This window comes from Afifella pfennigii DSM 17143 (assembly GCF_000688515.1).
In the GTDB taxonomy this organism is placed as follows: Bacteria; Pseudomonadota; Alphaproteobacteria; order Rhizobiales; family Afifellaceae; genus Afifella; species Afifella pfennigii.
In genome coordinates, this window is record NZ_JHZK01000009.1 from 54948 (window position 1) to 72745 (window position 17798).

At 63.6% G+C, this 17798-nt stretch carries 14 protein-coding genes; 5 read left to right on the forward strand and 9 right to left on the reverse strand.

Annotation, left to right across the window (positions count from 1 at the left end):
* The first annotated feature begins 150 nt into the window (after positions 1-150).
* Positions 151-1197 carry a DUF6625 family protein gene (locus Q331_RS0108975; RefSeq protein WP_034491638.1) on the forward strand — a complete coding sequence of 349 codons (1047 nt, stop codon included), beginning with the start codon at positions 151-153 and terminating at the stop codon, positions 1195-1197.
* Positions 1198-1244: 47 nt separating this feature from the next.
* On the opposite strand, the gene Q331_RS0108980 is transcribed toward Q331_RS0108975, so the two are convergent.
* Genes Q331_RS0108980 through Q331_RS0108990 form a run of 3 tightly spaced genes read right to left on the reverse strand, consistent with a single transcriptional unit; the run spans position 1245 to position 3669 of the window.
* On the reverse strand, positions 1245-2360 hold the full coding sequence (locus Q331_RS0108980) for an ABC transporter permease (RefSeq protein WP_026380404.1): 1116 nt from the start codon (positions 2358-2360) through the stop codon (positions 1245-1247).
* Positions 2357-3052: an ABC transporter ATP-binding protein gene (locus tag Q331_RS0108985; protein ID WP_026380405.1), complete on the reverse strand. Its 696-nt coding sequence runs from the start codon at positions 3050-3052 to the stop codon at positions 2357-2359. The genes Q331_RS0108980 and Q331_RS0108985 overlap by 4 nt, the downstream gene beginning before the upstream one ends.
* Positions 3049-3669 (reverse strand): ABC transporter substrate-binding protein, encoded by a 621-nt coding sequence (locus Q331_RS0108990; protein WP_026380406.1) that lies wholly within the window; start codon positions 3667-3669, stop codon positions 3049-3051. The genes Q331_RS0108985 and Q331_RS0108990 overlap by 4 nt, the downstream gene beginning before the upstream one ends.
* A 404-nt stretch (positions 3670-4073) precedes the next feature.
* Here Q331_RS0108990 and Q331_RS0108995 point away from each other — a divergent pair, with 404 nt between their 5' ends.
* Positions 4074-5132, forward strand: a complete 1059-nt coding sequence (locus Q331_RS0108995; RefSeq protein ID WP_026380407.1) for a DUF2793 domain-containing protein — start codon at positions 4074-4076, stop codon at positions 5130-5132.
* A 60-nt stretch (positions 5133-5192) separates the two neighbouring features.
* On the opposite strand, the gene Q331_RS0109000 is transcribed toward Q331_RS0108995, so the two are convergent.
* Together Q331_RS0109000 and Q331_RS0109005 are read right to left on the reverse strand one after the other, a co-directional pair.
* Positions 5193-6695, reverse strand: a complete 1503-nt coding sequence (locus Q331_RS0109000; RefSeq protein ID WP_026380408.1) for a phosphomannomutase/phosphoglucomutase — start codon at positions 6693-6695, stop codon at positions 5193-5195.
* Positions 6696-6747: 52 nt separating this feature from the next.
* On the reverse strand, positions 6748-8163 hold the full coding sequence (locus Q331_RS0109005) for a mannose-1-phosphate guanylyltransferase/mannose-6-phosphate isomerase (RefSeq protein ID WP_026380409.1): 1416 nt from the start codon (positions 8161-8163) through the stop codon (positions 6748-6750).
* Positions 8164-8378: 215 nt separating this feature from the next.
* Here Q331_RS0109005 and wecB point away from each other — a divergent pair, with 215 nt between their 5' ends.
* Positions 8379-9482 carry a non-hydrolyzing UDP-N-acetylglucosamine 2-epimerase gene (wecB, locus tag Q331_RS0109010; RefSeq protein ID WP_026380410.1) on the forward strand — a complete coding sequence of 368 codons (1104 nt, stop codon included), beginning with the start codon at positions 8379-8381 and terminating at the stop codon, positions 9480-9482.
* Between the two features lie 24 nt (positions 9483-9506).
* Here wecB and Q331_RS0109015 read toward each other — a convergent pair whose 3' ends face one another.
* Positions 9507-10334, reverse strand: a complete 828-nt coding sequence (locus tag Q331_RS0109015; RefSeq protein WP_026380411.1) for a class I SAM-dependent methyltransferase — start codon at positions 10332-10334, stop codon at positions 9507-9509.
* 397 nt (positions 10335-10731) lie between these two features.
* Between Q331_RS0109015 and Q331_RS20785 the strand changes: the two genes are divergently transcribed.
* Both Q331_RS20785 and Q331_RS0109025 read left to right on the forward strand, forming a co-directional pair.
* Positions 10732-13476, forward strand: a complete 2745-nt coding sequence (locus tag Q331_RS20785) for a hypothetical protein (RefSeq protein ID WP_034491641.1) — start codon at positions 10732-10734, stop codon at positions 13474-13476.
* Positions 13473-14471 (forward strand): lysylphosphatidylglycerol synthase transmembrane domain-containing protein, encoded by a 999-nt coding sequence (locus Q331_RS0109025; RefSeq protein ID WP_026380412.1) that lies wholly within the window; start codon positions 13473-13475, stop codon positions 14469-14471. Before Q331_RS20785 ends, Q331_RS0109025 begins: the two co-directional genes overlap by 4 nt.
* A 45-nt stretch (positions 14472-14516) precedes the next feature.
* Here the strand turns inward: Q331_RS0109025 and Q331_RS22975 are convergent, their stop codons facing one another.
* Genes Q331_RS22975 through Q331_RS0109040 form a run of 3 tightly spaced genes read right to left on the reverse strand, consistent with a single transcriptional unit; the run spans position 14517 to position 17775 of the window.
* Positions 14517-15413: a class I SAM-dependent methyltransferase gene (locus Q331_RS22975; RefSeq protein ID WP_084174947.1), complete on the reverse strand. Its 897-nt coding sequence runs from the start codon at positions 15411-15413 to the stop codon at positions 14517-14519.
* Between the two features lie 11 nt (positions 15414-15424).
* On the reverse strand, positions 15425-16186 hold the full coding sequence (locus Q331_RS22980) for a class I SAM-dependent methyltransferase (protein WP_084174949.1): 762 nt from the start codon (positions 16184-16186) through the stop codon (positions 15425-15427).
* A 5-nt stretch (positions 16187-16191) separates the two neighbouring features.
* The gene (locus Q331_RS0109040; protein WP_156953301.1) at positions 16192-17775 is read right to left on the reverse strand and encodes a hypothetical protein; all 1584 of its coding nucleotides are present in this window, start codon (positions 17773-17775) and stop codon (positions 16192-16194) included.
* Positions 17776-17798 lie beyond the last annotated feature (23 nt).

A 17798-nucleotide genomic window follows, 5' to 3' on the forward strand; every position in this document is an offset into this window, starting at 1 on the left:
AAGCGTCACCGCCCCTGGCCCTTGCGACCGCCGCTCGCAATAGCTTCAGTTAACCTCAAACTTTTCCAATCGTTGCTATGGCAGTCGGCCAAGAGGATTGTCTGGCGAGCCTACCGCCGCGCGGCGGAACCCGGCGGAGCGGAGAGCGCCATGCTCGACATCACCGACACGAGATGCCTTGCCGAGGCGCGAGAGGCGCACCAGGCCGAAGCGCGGCCCGTCATCCTCTTGCCCTATCTCGGCGAGCTTTCCGGTTTCGCGCGACTGTCCTTGCGCATGCTAGCGCGCAACGCCGAGATGGCGGAGCTGATCCTTCTCTCCGATCGGCCCTCGCCGGATATCGCCGGTATCCGCCATGTCGATTTCGCATCGGCCTTCGACGCCGGCAATCCGCTCGGCATCTCCTTCCCCGCGCTTGCGGCCAATCCCTACAAGATCTGCGATCTGAAGCCCTTCCTCAATCTCCTCTTCCCCTCTCTCACCGGCACCGATCGGCGCTGGGGCTTCGCCGACATCGATTGCCTATATGCCGACCGCGTGCTCGCCCCGCTCGCCCGAGCCGAAGGCGACAGGCCGCGCATGCATGGCCAGTTTGGGCATCTGATGATCGGCGATGCGGCTGCGTTCAGGCAGGCCCAAGAGGTGCTTTTGGAGGCCGATCGCCGCTTTCCCGCCTACCGCATGTTCGATCCCGGCCGGCATCTGGCGCTCGACGAGTTCCTTTTCCTGCATGTCGTACTCGCCGAGCTCGACGCGCACAAAACAATCGCATGGGAGCCCGGCTTTCCCGGCTCCATCGGCGATGTGGAGCCCTTCCACCGCCTGCCCCTCATCGGCAAGACGCGCTTCCGCTTCTTTTTTGTAAGCCAGGGCCGCCTCTTCGGCGTCACCGTCGCCGGCGATGAGGTCGAGTTCGACTATATCCACTTGCAGAAGCGCCGCGTGATCCTCGATGCGGGGCTCACCGGCAACGAGGATATGCGCCTTTATCCGCTGAAGGACGGGTCCATGCGCCTCGTCCGGGCGGGAACCGCAGACGAAGCGCCGCCGGATGTCGCCTCCAACCTCGCCGATTGGCGCTACGCCCTCGCCGTCAACGGCAAGCGCCTCCGTCACCGGCTGAAGAACCACGGCCTCCGCTCGCGGCCCAGCCTTTCGCGGCACAGCGTGCGCGACATTCTCCGCGACATCGCCTGAGCTTCCATCGGGGCGGAGCGCGCCCCTGCCGGTGCCTCGGAAGGCCTTTAGACGCTGCGCAACGCCTCCGCCGGCAGCATGCGCACGGCCCGCCAGGCCGGATAGGAGGCTCCCAGCACGCAAAGCGGCACCGCAAAGGCCAGTGGCAGCGCCAGATCGGCCGCCCGCGGCGTGAACTCGATGAGGTCGCCGAGCGCCGGCAAGGAACCGAAGAACGAGGAAGAGGCGATGCCGAGCACGACGCCGCCCGCGCAGCCGGCAAGGCCCATGACCAGGCCCTCCACCACGATGAGACCGACCACCTGCATGTCGCTCCAGCCCATGGCCGTCATCATGCCGATCTCGCGCGTGCGCTCCTGCACGGAAAGAAGAAGCGTGCCGAGAAGGCTGAGCCCGCCCATCACCAGGGCGACGATGGAGATCGCCGTCGATATCGATTCCAGGACCTCCGTATTGCGGTCGCCCTCCATCACCTCTTCCGCGTTGGAAACCGTAACCGGCAGGGCCTCGGCGATTGCCTGCCGCACCGCCTCCGCTTCCTGCGCGCCGAGTTCGGGGTCGAGGCGCACGGAGAAGTACGTCACCTGTCCTTCCCGCAGCGAGGCCTCCTGTAGCACCGAGAGCGGCGCGATGGTGAGGCCGCGATTCATCGCCGTGTCGAACTCGGTCAGCCCGACGACGGTGAACGGCTCCTCGAACATCAACACCTCGGAGCCGACCTGAAGCTGCAGCGTGTCGGCGATGACGTCGCCGACCACTACTTCCCTGGCGCCGGGCTCCGGCATGCGCCCTTCCGACAGCGGCACGTCCCGCCAGGCCTGCGAGGCGGGGTCCCAGCCGGAGACAAGCACATGGTTGCCCTCGCCGACGACGGTGAAGGCCATCAGCGTGCCGGCGACCGCTTCCACCCCTTCCATCGACGCCAGCTCGGCGGCCATGTCCCCCGGCAAACGCGCCGAGATGACGTCGGTGGCGCTGCGCGCCATGACCACCATCTCCGCGCCCTGCTCGTCGAGCCCCTGCTCGACGCTTTCGGCGATGCCGCGACCGAGCGCCAGGAGCGCCACCGCCGTGCCGATGGCCAGCGTCACGCCGAGGATGGTGAGGAGCGTGCGCGCCGGCCGGCGTTTGAGGTTCGCGAAGGCGAATTCTAAGAACGTCATGCCGCCATCCTCTCCGTCGGTCGGTCCTCCACCACCTCGCCGTCGGAGATCCGCACAAGGCGGTCGCAGCGTTCCGCAAGGCGCTCGTCGTGGGTGACGAGGACGAGCGCCATCTGCCGCTCAGCTTGCAGGTCGAAAAGCAGCCGCTCCACCGCCTCCGCGTTACCGCTGTCGAGATTGCCGGTCGGCTCGTCGGCGAAGAGCGCCGCGGGCTCGCGCACCAGGGCCCTGGCGATGGCGATGCGTTGGCGCTCGCCGCCGGAAAGTTCCGAAGGCAGCTGACCTGCGCGGCCCGACAGGCCGACGCGCTCCAGGGCGGACGCCGCTGTCTGGCTCTGCTCGTGCCGGCCGAGCGCGCCGCTCATCAGCGCCAGCTCCACATTCTGCTGCGCCGTCAGGGTCGGCAAGAGATGGAATTCCTGAAAGACGATGCCGATGGCCGAGCGGCGCAGACGCGCCCATTCCTGGCGCTCGCCGATCGCGCGCCCCTGCCACAGAACGCGGCCCGCATCCGGCCGGTCGAGCCCGGTGGCGATGTTGAGCAGGCAAGACTTGCCGCTGCCGCTGCGCCCGACGATGGCCACGCTCTCATTCGCCTTGAAGGCGAGATCGAGGCCCTTGAGCGCCACGATATGACCGCGGTCGAAGCTGCGGCGCACCTGTTCCAGGCGCAGAAGCGGCTCGGCGCTCATTTCCGTCCCGCCCTGGCAAAGTCCTCGATGGCCGGTTCGATTTCGCCGTTGCGCGTGCGGATATAGCTTGCAAGATCGGCTTTTATCGTCGCCACCAGGCCGCGACCGTCTACGGAAAGATCGACCGCCGTCCAGCCGAGCGCCCCGCCGGGGCGCAATCGCCAGACGAAGACGGCGGCCTTGGCGTTGTCCATCTGCGCCGTGACGCTGGCCCCGCCCTGCGTTTGGCGCACGCGGCGCACCACGGCTTCGCCCGCGATGCGATCGTCGAGAAGGTCAAGGCATTCGCCCGTCAGGCGCGTACCGATCGCCTCGGCCAGCTTGCCCTTCAGGCGGTTGCTGTAGACGTTCCAATCCTGACCGGCGCTCGCCTTCGCGATAGCGTTAAGGTCGAAGGTGTCGCCGACCAGCTTCGAGCAGGCGCTGCGCTGGGGCCCGCCGCTAGGCGCCTGGCGTGCCGCGGTAAGGCGCTCTTGGCTCTTGCTCACAAAGCTCTCAGGGTCCGCCGCGAGCGCCTGGCTGGAAAGCGCGATCATGAAGAAGGCGAGAAAGGCGACGAAGGGCGCAAGGCGTTCTTGCCGAGCCGGCAGAAGGTTGGTCGCGGAAGGATTGAGCAAGGGGATTTTCCGATTTGGGTCGAGCTGCAACAAATCAGCAGATAGGTTTCCGTTTCCGGCCGAAAAGCGTGCGCGTGGCGGCAAGTAGCATCCCCAACCTTCCTCCCGATACGTTGCGCTCAGGGGCATACACCACCGACACGCGGATGGCGACCATGCGCCCGGCCGGAAGGCATGGGCGACGCCAGAGCGGGTTCGCGATGTCCCGATAGGCAGGTTGAGCGCCTATCAGGCGCCGCTGCGATCGTAAACGGAGATATCGTCGCCGGTATGGGCCCGCGGATTTGCTCGCAACCTTCCGGGGGGTCAGAGCGCACGGCGAGGAAGCCCGCGCCGAACTTATCCCCGGCCCTCTTCGCCCGTGTTTCATGTCTCCACGGACAACCTCGCCCGGCAGCACAGAGATGACGAACAACACGGCCAATCTCAGTCTTCCTTACATCCTCGCCGCGCAGGCGCAGAAGCATGTCACCCACAACGAGGCGCTGCGCATCCTCGATAGTCTCATCCACCTTGCCGTCCTTGACCGCGACCTTGCCGAGCCGCCAGCCCTGCCTGCCGAAGGGGAGAGATATCTCGTCCCCGCCGGCGCCACGGGCGAGTGGGAGGCCAAGGCGGGCATGCTGGCGGCCTGGCAGGATGGCGCCTGGGCGTTTCTGACCCCGCGCCAGGGATGGCTGTGCTGGGTGACGGACGAGGCGACGCTTCTCGCCTTCGACGGGGCGAGCTGGGAGAGCGCGAACGGGCAGATTGAGGCCCTGCCGATGCTCGGCATCAACGCCAGCGCCGATGCCACCAACCGGCTCGCCGTCAGCGCCGCGGCAACGCTCCTCAGCCACGAGGGCGACGATCATCGCGTGGTGGTCAACAAGGCCCTGGCCGCCGACACGGCCTCTCTCGTCTTTCAAACCGGCTTCTCCGGCCGCGCCGAGATCGGACTTGCCGGCGAGGACGACTTCTCCTTCAAGGTCAGCGCCGATGGCACAAGCTTCCACCAGGGCATCGCCATCGCGGCCGCGAGCGGCCAGGTGAGCTTCCCGCAGGCGCCCAAATTCTCCGCCACGATCAATTACGACCAATATTGCGCCGCCGATGCCTGGACCAAGATCGGCGTCAACGTCGCCCAACACAACGATCAGCTGGCTTTCGACGCGGCAACCAGCCGTTTCACCGCCCCGGCCGCCGGCTACTATCTCTTCGGCGGCAAATACCGCTTTAAGGCGAACGCCACGGTGCCTTCCACCATCCTGACGGGCTTCGGCAAGAATGGCGCCGACCCCGCGACAGGCAGCGATAGTGCGGAGCAGCAGGGCCCGATCGCGAGCCTCGTCTCCACCGTGCAGCACCTCCAGCTCTACAGCCTGGCGCAGGGCGACACCATCGATCTGCGCGCCCGCATGAGCGGCTATGACGGCTATGCCGAGAGCGGCAGCGTCAGCTTCTGGGGCCACCGCATCGCCTAGGAGCGGCGTCAGAGGAGCAAGAAGGGAGGCGGCGATCGCGCCCCCGGACTCCTGGATACCTTACGGACCGAAGGTCTGATTGTACGCTCCAACCTGCGGCGAGCGGCGCAACAGCACGTCGAGGGACCTGAACATGTCCATCATGCGCTCTTCCGAAACGGGGCTTTCCACCACGACGACCAATTCCGGCTTGTTGGAGGAGGCGCGGACGAGCCCCCAGGTGCCATCCGGATTGCTGACGCGAATTCCATTCACGCGAACGATCTCCGCGATCGGCGCGCCGGCCAGCTCCTCGCCAGCGGCCTGACGCGTTTCAATCGCTCGCGCTAGCTGCTCGACCACCTCGTATTTGGCCTCATCCGGGCAATGGGGCGACATGGTCGGCGAGCTCCAGCTTTTCGGCAGAGCCCCATAAAGCTCCGATAGGGTAGCTCCCTCAGCTTCTGCCAGCATGTCGAGGACGGCGATCGCCGTCACCACTCCATCGTCATAGCCGAGGCCGATGGGGGGCGCGAAGAAGAAATGCCCGGACTTTTCGAAGCCCGCCAACGCCCCGAGCTCGCGCACGCGGCGCTTGATATGGCTGTGGCCGGTTTTCCAGTAGTCGGTCCTGGCGCCCGCTTGCTTGAGGATCGGATCCGTGGCGAAGAGGCCGGTCGACTTGACATCGACCACGAACCCCGCCGCTTCATGATGGCGGGACAGATGACGTGCGAGCATTAGACCGATCTTGTCGGCGTAGATCGGCTCTCCTTTTTCCGTCACGACGCCGCACCGATCCCCATCGCCATCGAAGCCGAAACCGATATCGGCTCCCGTGCGCACGACCTCCGAAGAAAGTGCGCGCAGCATGCGCAGATCTTCGGGGTTCGGGTTGTAGTTCGGGAAGGAATGATCGAGCTCGCAATCGAGCGGAAAAATCTCGCAGCCGAGCCGTTCCAGAATGGCCGGCACAAACGCCCCGGCCGTCCCGTTCCCACACGCAACCACAGCCTTCAGCTTTCGGGTGAAACTTGGCCGGTCGGTGAGGGTCGCCGCGTACTGCGCCGGGAAATCGTCGACAAAGCGGTAGCTGCCGCCCTGAGCCGCCGAGAGCTTTTCCGTCAACACGATTTCTTTGAGTTCCAGCATGTCCTCTGGGCCGAAGGTGACGGGCGGGTCCATGCCCATCTTGACCCCTGTCCAACCGTTCTCGTTATGCGAGGCGGTCACCATCGCCACACCGGGCACGCCGAGCTCGAACTGTGCGAAGTAGGCCATGGGAGAAAGAGCAAGGCCGATATCGTGAACGTTCCTCCCCGTCGCCAGCAGACCAAGCACCAGCGCGTGCTTCACAGGCATGGAATAGCTTCGGAAATCGTGACCCGTCACGACGTCGGAGATACCCCTTCGAGCGAGCAAAACGCCGAGACCGGCGCCTAACCTTTGCATACCGAGCAGGTTGATCTCGCTCCCCAGCAGCCAACGGGCGTCGTATTCGCGAAACCCCGTCGGCTTCACCAATGGCACCGTCTCGTATTCTGCGCTGTTCGGCGGAAGCCGATCCACGGGCCGCCGAAGCAGTGCCTCCCCGTTCGTCTCAGCGCCGAAGGATTTGGCTTCGCTCACGATAGGCTCAGCTCCGATGGTAGGCGTCGTCGAAGCGCACAATGTCGTCCTCGCCTAGATAGTCGCCGCTCTGCACCTCGATGAGCACGAGGGGAAGGATGCCGACATTCTCCAGCCGGTGCTTCGCCCCGCAGGGGATATAGGTCGACTGATTGGTCGTCAGGATCAGCTCCTCATCGCCGTTGACGATCCTCGCCGTGCCGCTGACCACGACCCAGTGCTCTGCCCGGTGGTGGTGCAATTGCAGGCTCAGCCGGCCGCCTCGCTTCACCTCAAGACGCTTGATCTTGAAGCGGTAGCCGGTCTCCAGGACGGTATAGCTGCCCCATGGCCGGTGCACCGTGCGATGAAGCCGCGCTTCCTCGCGCCCGCAGAGCTTCAGCGCATCGTAGAGCTGCTTGGTGTCCTGCGCCCGCTCGCGCCGCGTCACCAGGAGCGCGTCCGGTGAATCGACGATGACCAGATCCTCAACGCCCATGGTCGCGATGAGCCGCTCACTGCCGCGGATATAGCTCGTGCGCGTGTCGAGCGCCACGATATTGCCGAGGATACGATTGCCGTCCTTGTCCGGCGCGACGAGATCGGCCATGGCGTTCCATGAGCCGATATCGCTCCAGCCGATATCGCAGGGCACGACCGCAATCCCCTCGGCACGTTCCATCACCGCATAGTCGATCGAAATCTTCGGCGCGGCCTCAAAGCTGGTCGGGTCCAGATGCAGTTCGGCGAAGCCGTGCGGCTGCATCCGCGTTCCCTTCGCCAGAGCGGCCTGCGCAGCTTCCAGAACCTGGGGGCAATACGCCGTCAGGGCCGCTTCCATCGTCGCGGCTTGAAAGCAGAACATCCCTGAGTTCCAATAGAAGTTTCCCGCGGCCACATAGCGCTCGGCGGTTTCCAGGTCGGGTTTCTCGATAAACCTGAGGACATGCTCGCCCCGCGCTTCGATGTAACCGAAGCCGGTCTCCGGGCGGGCCGGACGGATGCCGAAGGTCACCAGCTTCCCCTCGCCGGCGCGTGCGACGCCGCGCTCTATCGCCGCCAAGAAGCCGGCCATGTCGCTCACCATATGGTCGGCTGGCGCGACGCAGAGGATGGCGTCGGGGCCGTGGCTCTCCTTGACGTGGACGGTTGCAGCGGCGATCGCCGGCGCCGTGTCGCGCCCGGCCGGCTCAAGCAGATAGGTGCGTTTCAGTCCGCCCTTCCCGCAGGCCGCATATTCCTCCTCCGTCACGAACAGGAGCTCGCGATTGGTGACGGTCAGAAGCTCGGCGCTTTCCGCGATCGCCGTCATACGGCGAAAGGCGTGCTGGATCAGCGAGATGCCGTCGGCATCCTTGATGAAAGGCTTCGGATAGGTGTCGCGCGATACCGGCCATAGCCGCGAGCCGGCGCCGCCACTCAAGATCACCGGGACAACAACCACCGCATCTTCCCCCGTGACAGCCGGCCCGCTCGACGAACCGCAACTCTATCCAACAAGGGACAGCCTTGGCTATAAGGCGTCCAGCTTCAAGGCACGCCATCGCCAGGCGCGGTGCATCGGCGGATGGCTGGCTTGATCGGCGCCGCAACCCCGTGGCACTCACACAGGCAACCCCGCGCCAAAACGCGTAAGACCGCTTTTCGGAACCATCCTCAATGAGCCGTTTCGTCCATCTCGTGGCGGGAGCCCGACCGAATTTCATGAAGGTCGCGCCGCTTTACCACCAGCTTGCCCGCGCCGACTGGTGTCGCCCGGTGCTGGTTCATACGGGACAGCACTATAGTTCGGAGATGTCGGAGACCTTCATCCGCGATCTCGACCTGCCGACACCGGACCACCAGCTCTCCATTGGCAGTGGCAGCCACGCCGAGCAGACGGCGCGATGCATGATCGCTTACGAGAAACTATGCACCTTGACCGCACCGGACCTCGTGGTGGTTGTCGGAGACGTCAACTCGACGATGGCTTGCGCCCTTGCCGCCAAGAAGCTCGGATTGGACGTCGCGCATCTGGAAGCCGGATTGCGCAGCGGCGACCGGTCGATGCCGGAAGAGATCAACCGCCTTGTAACGGACGCTATCGCCGACCTGTTATGGACACCCTCGCCTGACGCCGATGTCAATCTGCGCACAGAGGGTGTTTCGGAGAACCGTATCCACCGGGTCGGCAACATCATGATCGACGCCTACGAGTTGCTGCGCGACCGCATTGAAGCCGCCCCTGGCCCCTCGTCCCTCGGCCTGGCAGGCGAGGACTACGCCGTTGTCACGCTGCATCGTCCGTCCAATGTCGATACGCAGACGAAATTGGAGGAACTCGTCTCGGCCGTAACGCAAACGGCCGAGCAAATTCGGCTGGTCTTTCCGCTGCATCCCCGCACCAGCGCGGCTCTGGAGCGCTTCGGCATGACCGCCGCACTCAAGCATCCACGTATCCACCTTCTGTCGCCGCTCGGCTATGTCGACTTCATGTCTCTTGTGCGCCGGGCTCGCCTGGTGATTACAGATTCCGGCGGGCTCCAGGAGGAGACGACGTATCTCGGCGTTCCCTGTCTCACCATCCGCAAAAATACAGAGCGACCAATCACCGTGACGGAAGGCACAAATCGGCTCATCGATGCAGCCGATCTGCCCGTGGCCGTCGCGCAATGCCTCGCCGACGAGGCGCCAGCGGCCCGCCGGCCGGAACTATGGGACGGTCACACCGCTGAACGCGTAGCACGGAGCATTAGGGAATTCTTCACGGCGCGTAGCGCGTGACGGCCCGGCCGCGGCGCCGCCTGGTCAGGCCGCCGGAGAGACTGGCGTTCTGCCATCGCGGAAGACGTACTCCGAACACGCCTCACCGGTCTTGATGTTCTCCAGCTGAAGCCCCGTCTCCTTCATTCGATCGATGACGTCCTGATCGTAGACGAACTCCATGGGCCAACCGCCGAGCCAGTCGCGGATGTCGGTGAAAAGGCTCATGCCGCGCGTCATCCGGTGATGAACCATGCGCCAACCGAGATGAGGCAGACGCCATGGCCGGCGGTTGAGCATGTAGGTCCACACATACCAGGCCTCCATGCGACGGCGCTTGGTTTCGCTCGCCTGATTGTATTCCTGCTTGATACGCAGCCAGAAATCCGGATCGGGCTGCACGTCCGCCGCATAAAGCGCGATATAGAACGTGCCACCCTCGGCCACGCGCTTGCGCGCATTTTCGACCGCTTTCCAAACATCACCCGTGTGGTGGAGCACGCCCCAGGAATAAACGAGATCCCAGGTGCCGAGCGATGCCACATAGGCATCGTCGAGAACGTCGCCGCGCTCGATCGTCCAATTGTCTGGGCGACCGGCGAACTCCCACATCTTCTGCGTCGTCTCCACCGAATTCGGATCGTAGTCAAAGCTCCGAACCTCAGCGGCGCCGGCCTGGAAGGCGGCGAGGGAATGGATTCCGCTGCCGCAACCGATGTCGAGAAAGCGCACACCTTCCAGATTGTCACGCTTCAGTAACGACATCATATGCTTGGCGGCGATATCCACCCGTTCCTGTGAAAAGCTTTTCTTTGCGAAACGGGACCAGTTTTTTCCGAACTCGTACCGCATTTCAGACGATTCAGTTGACATCTCGTCTTCCTGCATGAGGGGGAAGGGGGCAGGCACGTGCGACCGCGCTTTTGCCGCTGACTAGCCGGATCGTCAACATAGGATAGGCCGCTTGTCACGCCATCGAGCGATGATCATCCGCGGCCAGGCGGGTCACCCGTTGGTTCGCCGGCCACCTGAGCGAGTAGATTATGGCGAAAAATCGCGGATCGAGGCGAATTGGAGCTCCCATAAACCACCAAACGCTCTTTCTGTCCAACTAGCCCTAATCCGGCAAAATCCGCCGATTCGATGCTATTCTAGCCGATAAATGTCGCGCCAGGGCTTCCCAGCGGTAGCGAAAGGGACGAACCAGCGCTTGCGGGCTTGATCGGTCAAGACGGTGCCACACACGGATGAAGGGTTCGCCCGGACGCTCATGAAGCCTCTTTCGAGCATTCTTACTGCCACCGCGAATGGCTCCTTCAAATCCGTAGGCCGTTTTCGCATCTGGCTATTGCGCGCGCTCGCCGTGCTCTCGATCTTGGCGGTCATCTTGCAGTTCGGCCTACCCCAATCGCGGGTCCTGACGGACGAGGCAATCCAGGGGCCCGACGGGTGGATGTATCATCTGCCCCTCACCTCGCCGCTTCCGCTCCTCCAGACCCGCGATGACACCAACACCGCTCCACGACGTTCAAAGGCGCGCCTTCTGGAGGACGGCAAGGAACTCGGCCCTGCCCACACGTTGCACGCTAACATTATTGCAAATGGCGGCGGAGGTTACTCGCATTACCAAGACTATTTCTATTTCTCCACAAGCGACAACAGCGACCCCCGGCAAAACGGGCGCACCTACACGCTTCAGTACCAAGTCTACCCGTCAGTCTGGCTAACGCTGCTCGTCATCTTGGTTTTCGGCCTCGTCGTCTTAGCCTCGATCGACCGGAGCGAGCCTCGTGCCGGCTTGCTTCGGGTCACCCGGCAGGTCTTCTTCGGCCTGTCCCCATTGGCGGTCCTCGTAGCTGCGTGCGGGCTCGGTCTCCTCATGGGCGGCGTGATGCTCTTTGCGGTGCCCGATATCGCAGCAAAGCTCTTCAAGGGGCTGCGCAGAGCGATCGAGGAGGCCGCCGTTTTCGGCCTTTCTTTCGCAGCCGGAGCGCTTCTCATTCAAAGCCTCCGCAATCTTCGCTCGGTACACCGGCATCTGCTGCAATGCGTCGGCCTCGTCCTCCTGGCATACGGAATCTCGGACCTCGTCGTCGGCCCGGTCCAGTACTGGGGCATGGCCATGGGCGTGCTCGCCGCTCTACCAGTCATCGCTGGCCGGGATCGCCGTTATTCTGCCGTTTCACATCTCGTCTCTTGGTGGACGGCGTTGGAGGCAGCCGATGAAAGAAAGCTTGTCCGACGAATTATCCTCGCCTCCATGGTGGCCTGCCTCATCGTCGTGCTGCCGGAAGTTATCCGTTACTGGGATGAATCAGGCTGGTGGGATTCGGCAAGCTACGATCTCATCGCACATCGCATAGCCGCCGGCACAGAGCCGCTTGGCTCCAGCTATTTCATGCCCGTCTACCAGTACGGACTAGCCACTTTTTATTGGGCGTTCGGACATTTTTTCTTTGTCCAGCAGATCGTGAACGTCGCCTTGGCCACCTTCGCCGTCGGCATCATGACGACCAGTGCGTGGCTCTTGTTCCGCCGGGCGCACGCCGTGCTGATCGTCGCTGTCGTGGTCGTCTGTTGGGAGCAGTTCCATCACGTCTCCTGGCGAACACAGATCGAGGGATGGTACATCCCGATCTTTGCCGCCTCCATTCTGGCTCTTCTTCTGTATATCCGCCGACCCGGCTGGAAGACATTGGTGCTTCTTGCCCTGGCCGCCGCCCTCGTGTTCAACACCCGCCTGCAGGGGGCTTTCTATGCTGCCGCCTTGGGGCTTTCCGTCTTCTTCATTTTTGACACGGGATGGCGGCGCCGGGCCCAGCATGTCGCGGTCTTCTTCCTTCTCTTCCTCACACTCGGGATACTGCCCTGGTCTCTGAGGAACTGGGTCGAAGAGGGTCGCTTCTCGCCCTCCAGCACGCAATCGGCCATCCTTTCGGCAACGCTGAACGATCCCCGAACCCCCCTTTATGGCATCCGCTACTGGGAAGTGCCCGACGAGGTCAATGAGGAATGGAAGCGACGCTATCCGGACGAAGCCGAGAGAATTGAGGCTCAACGCGGCGAACTGATGCGCCGTCTCATGACGGATCCCGGTTACTTTGTGGAAGCCGCGCCCTGGCGTGCGATGGCGTTTTACGGCCTGCTACCGCCGGGGACTCTCGAGACGGTGGCTCGGCAAGCGGATTGGGAAAACGAGCTTTGGCCTTGGCTCGATACCGTATCGCCCTTCATGGCGCTTCTCCTCCTTTCCGCTCTCGGCGTTCTGGCCCGCCCACGCTCGCGTTTTCAGCTCCTCTTTGCGGGATTGATAGCCGCGAATCTGCTCGTCGGGCTCAGCGTAGGCTCCGCCGAAAGCCGCATCTCCTATCCGCCATTGTTGTTACATCTTCTGATGGGTACGGCGGTGTTCGCACCATTCGCCCTTGGCGGGCGCTCGCAGCCGTCAGCTCCAGATGTGGCTCTACCGGTCCCCTGGGGAACGATTATTGGCGCGATCTTCATCGTGCTGCTTCCCACCATGATTGCAGCCCACCTCGCCTTCGGTCGGACCCATCAATTCAGGCCGATCATGTCGAATGCTTGGCGCTTCGAGCCCGCCGTCGCCCCCGATTCTGCAATACCTCGGCTCGATCCACGCATGCTACGCGGCGAGTTGGAGGCACCATTGCCACTCAAGCCCGGGACCGAGTATCGGGCTTCGATCCGGGTCCTAAATCTGATGATGCCCCCGCCTTCTGCCTGTTGCTGGAGAGGCTTCGATCGGCGCCTGCATCGCAATGGTTCGGTACAGTATTTCATCGCCCATATTCTTGGAGATCACCGGGGCGACGGTTATGCACAGATCGCGCTGCGTTTTGAGGGAGCCGTGGTCACGGGAAGCCCCCTGGAAGACAGTGTCGTCGATGGCGTCTTGCGTATCGAAGCCGACCAGGACGAGGTGCCGTCGCTGCCGCGCTATTGGGCGGTTCTGCGATCGGCAAGAACGCTTAAGCCGCCACCTTACATACCATGAGGTCGGCGGAGCACACGCAGCGACGACGATGGTGGCAACGGTTCCCCTACCGCCTCATTGGCGTAGGGCTTCTCATCTACATCCTCTCGGTGGTGGATCTGCGGGAGGTGGCCGCCGCGCTCGCAGGGCTATCCATCGGCGAACTCTCTCTTGCAAGCCTCATCATCGCTGCCTTCATTGGCCTGCGCTGTGCGCGCTGGGACATGCTGGTGAGAAGTACCGGCTGCAATCTGCCATTCATCACCAATCTGCATAGCTGTAGCGAAGCGATCTGGCTCGGCCTGGTGACGCCCGGGCGGTTAGGTGAGTTCCGCCGAGCCATGGAGGTGCGGCGCGCGAGCGGGCGACGCCTGGTCGTGATCGGCTGGTTGGTGACGTTCGACCTGGCGCTCGATCTCGCAGCAATGGCGTTGTTCTTTCTGGCAGGGCTACCGATCCTCTTCCTCTCAGCCGAAAACTCGCTTGGTCCGCTTCTTTATGCAGGAATATTTCTCTCTGGATCTTTAGCGCTGATCTTCACGCCGGCGATTCTGCTATTTGCCCACGACTATCTCCCTGGCCTCAGACAACTGCCTGGATTGACGGAGTTCGTGAAGGATATGCTGACGCGCCTCGGCGGACGGGGTATGGCGTCTCTCACCTTGCTCAGCATCAGCGCTTTTCTCGGCTATGCCGGCGCCATCTGGGCATTGACGGCCAACATCGACCTTGATCTTTCACTTCTCGCCCTACTGACGATGGTCGGTGCCGTCGGCGTATCGGGGGCGATCCCGATCACCGTTTTCGGGCTGGGAACGAGAGAGTTGGTTCTTATCTGGTACCTTGGATTTTTCGGCAAAGCGGCAGAAACGGCCATCGCCGTGTCGCTGATGTTTCTCGCCGCGCAGGCGATTGCCTTCGTGATCTCCTTCCTGACGGCGCGCGCGACGAAGCTATTTCTTCCGCAGACCGACGAACCGCCTGACCGAAACGCCGCCGGCCATAGGCAAGACTGAGCGGTCGGTCCCGCAGTCAGGCACGCCGCCCTCGAGCGGCCGGCTCTAAAGCGGTCTCAATCTGTAGGATTTGGCCAGATTGAATTGGCGCCCGCCAAACCGGAACGGCCAGCACGAGGTAGCTTCGATCCGGAAGAACTTTTCGAGGCTGTTCTCGATCAGGAACACCGTATTGCAATGGTCTATCCGCTGGGCGGTGCGGCTCTGAGCCGGCGTCATCCCGTTGATTCTGGCATTGCGTATCGAGGTGACGTAGCGGGCGGCCGTGACCGCCAAGCTGCCTTCGGTCGGAACCATGACATAGAAAGCTCCGTCCGGCGCCAGGCAGCGCTGAATCTCCTTCAACGCCGCCTCCAGGAAGAAGACATGCTCCAGAACGGCAATGGCGAAAACGCGCCTCACGCTGGCGGAGCGGAAGGGCAAGGCTGCCAGATCGGCGCGAATGAGCGTCGCCTCTGGGTTCCGTCTTCGCGCCATCTTCAACAACGACATCTCTTGGTCGATGCCGATCGCGCCGCCTGCTCCACTCAGCCGCTGCAAAGCATCGCCGGCGCCACATCCGAGATCTATCCCCGTCTCCGTCGACGGCACGACCAGGCGATAGAGGTCCTCCTTCAGACGGCGCTCGATCTCGGCAGAGAGGCTTCCAGGCGCGTAATGCGCCGCGTGGTGAGCCTCGATATTCTCGATGAAACGCTGATAGTAGGGATTGTCGTAAAGACGCGGGCGCTCCTGCCCATGGCCGGTCACCGAAAGGCAATCGATGATGTTATCCTCGCAAGGATAGCTGGCCCCGCAGGCCTGGCAATCGAGGGCCATTTCGGTGAGTCTGACATCTGCCGCGCCGCAGATCGCACAGGCAAGCAACGCCAGCGCGCCATCCTCATCGCGCAACTGCGCCCCTCTGCCCGGCGGCGCTCGCTCCAAGGCTCCACTGGACATCGGCTTCCCCTTCACAAAGGCGGTTTCTCGGCAACGATCAGCACCTTGAGGCCAAAGAACCGACCGGTCCGATCGAGCAGAGCATGATCGATGGCCTGCATCAGCCGAACAGCGGCATCGGGCAGATGCAAGGCCGTAAATCCGCCGGTTGCGAGATACCCAAGGCAGGCAAAGGGCGTTACTTCGACTGTTCGCAGGCCGACGCGGGCCGGCAGCTCGTCGGCGTATTTCTCAAAATAGGTACGTGGAATGGTGGCATTTCCGTCCATCGGATCCTTCTCGCCACGAAAGACGGGGCCCCAGGGCTCGGCGATCGCAAAGCAATCCTCATCGTGCAGATAGGTGTTGACGATCGTGCCCACGGGGCCGGTCCACGGCTCGATGAGCACCAGACGCCCGCCGGGAACCAGCACACGCGCCATCTCGGCGAAGGCCGTGGCCGGCATCTGGAGGTGGTGGATGACGTCGATGCCAACGACGCAGGAAAAGCTGTCGTCCTCAAAGGGCATATTGTGGACATCGACACAGCGATCGATATGCGGCGCAGGCGTGACGTCGGTGACGGTATCGCAGCGATGATGGCGCGCGAAGAAGCCCGGACCGGCCCCGACCTCAAGGCTCCGCCCCTGCGGCATCGCGGCAACGATGCGTGCGAAGAACTCGCTCTCGTAATAGCGGCGCAAGCCGGCCTTGCGTTCCCACGCGTCCCAGTGTCTGCGCACCCAATCCGGTACGGAAGCATCGGCGTCTGCTGCGGGCGATAGGTCGACCATTGCCTTCACTCGATGTCATCGATCTCGGCGTCGGGCCCGGACATCGGAAGTCGCCAGTTTACGCAAACGGGGCTGCCGTTCGCCAATGTTTGCCTCAGATGCTCGAGCGCCGCCGAAGGAAATCGGATCACCAGGGCGCCATCCTGGCGTGCCGACGGGCTGTGCATGGAGATCGCGCCGGCAATCGCCAGACGCTCGAGCGATCGCAACCCGTCCCCCGGCACCAGTCGATCGCATATGCGTATCGTCTCGCCGAGATGCACCTTGCGCTCCAGCCGCAAGGCCAGCGATCGGCGCGGCGTCACCATTCTTTTCTTGACCACGCTCTGGAAAAGCTCGGCGAGACGGCCGTTCGCCAGAAGCTCCGTCAGCAGTTGAAACGGGACCATCAACCGCTCAAGTGGCAGGCCGGAGGCGGCCGCGTAAAACGGCGCGGACACCGAGACCTCGCTGAGATCGTCGGACCCCTGCAGCGGTCCATCGGTCCAGATTGCCGACGAATACCTCCTGTCGCCGGCCACGACTTCATAGCCCAGATGATAGAGTGGGACGCCACGGGCCGGCTGAAGAGCGAGAGCCCCGCCAAGCCGGCGACTGATCATCAGCGCGCGCCCCTCTTGGCGGCGAAGGACGAAACCGGCGCCCGGCAGCTCGACCGAAGCCGGACCGCCCCGTTGCCTTTCGCTCAAGCCGGCCGGGTTGTGGGTCGCTTGTAGTGCAGCAAGAGCAAATTGCGGAAAGTAGAAATAGGCGAAGTAGCGATCATCGATCCCACGCAGATTGGGACCACGCCCGTTCGCGAGTTGCGACAGCCATCGACCCGCGAGCGCGGCGGCTGCGGGATTGGCGTCGGCGAAGTAAAGCGCGCCGAAGGTGAAGAGATGCCCTGTCCCCCGGCTCCCGAGCCGTCCGGGATAGCCTGCATGATCGACGCCCAACAGTGAGAGAAAGCCGATAAGCTGTTCAGCAATCGGACCTGCTTGAGCCGCGCCGAGACCGTGGCATGCCGCAAGAAAGTCGAGCGCCAGCGTGCTGTAGCCGAAGTCGGCGCCGCCATATTCCGGCAGCCACCCCTCCTCATGCTGATCACGGGCGATTGCCGCCAGTTTGTCCTCGCCAGCCCGTTGCCAGCGGGGCGCCCCCGTGAGGCGAAAGAGCCCTTGCATCGCGGTTGCAGCTGCAAGGTTTTGGTTCATCACCGTCGGATTGTAGCGGCCTTCCAGCCAGCCGCCCGCCCGCTCCAGCGCTCCCACTGCGGTGTCGCGGACGCTGCCGGGCAACGCGTCGCCGAGAAGGTCGAGTGTCAGCGCCGCGCCGGCTGCGGTGATCGCCGTCGGGCAGTAGCTGTGCTCGTTGCGATACCATTCGTCAAACGAGCCGTCGCGATGGGCATGGCGGGCCCACCAGCCGAGCGCCGCCGCGGCAGCTTCGGCCGGTGACACCTCCAAACCGGTGTCCGAGCCGTCGGCTCCCAGCCGGTGCAACGCCGCCAGACCGAGCATGAGTTGCTGCCAGGTTGCGCCCGGAAAGTTGGTCAGCGTCCGGTAATACCAATACGCTCGGTCGGCGCAGCCATAGGTGCGCGACAAGGGCCCCAGATCCAGGAGCGCGT